Source organism: Streptomyces calidiresistens (assembly GCF_014141525.1).
Taxonomy (GTDB): domain Bacteria; phylum Actinomycetota; class Actinomycetes; order Streptomycetales; family Streptomycetaceae; genus Streptomyces; species Streptomyces calidiresistens.
Genome location: NZ_VKHS01001056.1, coordinates 1 through 1,533 on the forward strand (window position 1 = coordinate 1; position 1,533 = coordinate 1,533).

Below are 1,533 nucleotides of genomic sequence, written 5' to 3' on the forward strand. Positions count from 1 at the left end.
GGGCCGGGGCGGCGGTGTGCCGTCCCCCCGCGCCTCCGGCTCCGGGGGCACGCCGGAGGACCCGGCCCACGCCTACGTACGGCTGCGGGTGCTGCGCGCCGCGCTGGACGCCGGACGGCCGCCCCGGATCGCCGGACGGGAGTTCCCCCTGTTCTCGCGGCTCCCGCCGCGCCGCCCCGGCGGGCTGTTCCCGCGGGTGATCGGCCTGCGGCTCCTCCCCGGCGCCGAGGGGATCGGCGAGCCGGAGCGGGAGCTGGACGCCGCCGCGCCCGCCACCCGGGCCGCCTTCGTCCTGCGGCACCTGGAGGGACTCCCCCCGGAGTCCGTCCGCCGGCTGCTGGAGGAGGCCGAGGTCGGGGAGAACGTCGCCCGCGCCGCCGTGCGCGCGGCCGACGCGCTGGCCGGGCGGCTGCTCGACGAGGGGGGTGAGGGGGCCGGGACCCCCGGGTCCCCCCCGTCGGGGACGGTGCCGGTGCCCGACCCCTGCGTTCTCCGCGCCGGCCCGACCGATCTCCTGCGGCGCCGGCGCCGCACCCGCACCGCGCTCCTGTCCGCCGGTGGGCTGGCCCTGATCGCCGGTCTGATGGCCGTGCAGCCGGGCGGCGGCGGAAGCCGCGCACCCGGGGCGACGGCCGCCGACCCGTCCCTGCTGCTGCGCGCGGAGGCGGGGGCCTGGGAACGGGCGGGTCGTCTCGACTTCACCTCCTGGCCCGCCCGGGGTCCGGCCGCACGCGACCGGGAACTGTTGGGCCGGGTGCTGGCCGCCTGGACCTCCCCCGACTCCCGGGTGACGATCTCCACCACCCGGGGCACCGACCCCGGACCCCCGGCGGGACCGCCCCGGCTGCTGTACGCCGGTGAGGTGGACGGCGCGGTCGTCGTGCTGATGCACGACGGTCTGCGGCTGATGCGCTACGCCGAGGCGGCGGGGGCCGGCGGGGGTCCCGCCGTGCTGGACCTGGCCCGCACCGACGGGGCGCACTCCGCCCTGGCCTCGGCCGTCGTCCTCAACCGGGGCGAGGGCACCGTGCGCTACCTCACCGCCCCCTGGGTCTCCTCCGCCGTGGTGCGGGAGTTGCGGGAGGCCGGTGACGAGGGGCGGCCGGTGGCGGTGGACGCGCACGGCGCCACCGAGGCCTTGCCGACGCCGGCCGGGGACACCGAGTGCGGGGCGTACCCGGTGCTGGAGTTCACCGGCGCCGACACCGCCGACCCGGGGCCCCACACGGTGGCGGACCTGGGCGAGCTGACCCCCGTCCTGCTGACCTCCGGGGGCCCGGGGGCCGGGGCGGGCGATGTACCGGACGAGCGGGTCCGTGAGGTGTGGGCCCCGACCGCCTGCCACCTGTCGACCCTCGCCGGCTCCGGGGTGCGGACGGTGGCGGTGTGGGAGTTCGCCCGGCAGGAACTCCCCGGAGACGGACGGAGCGCCGGCTGGGTGTGCACCCGGGCCGACACCTGGCGAACGGCGGGTTCCCGCACGCTGGTCCAGTTCCAGCCGCCGGGATCGACGGAGGGGGCGGGGAGCGGGGA

General features: G+C 79.5%; 1 protein-coding gene. It reads left to right on the forward strand.

The genetic code is table 11. From position 1 onward, the window contains the following. Positions 1–16 precede the first annotated feature (16 nt). Positions 17–1,533, forward strand: a 1,517-nt coding sequence (locus tag FOE67_RS25385) for a hypothetical protein (protein ID WP_182667158.1), incomplete at its 3' end; no start/stop codon positions are given.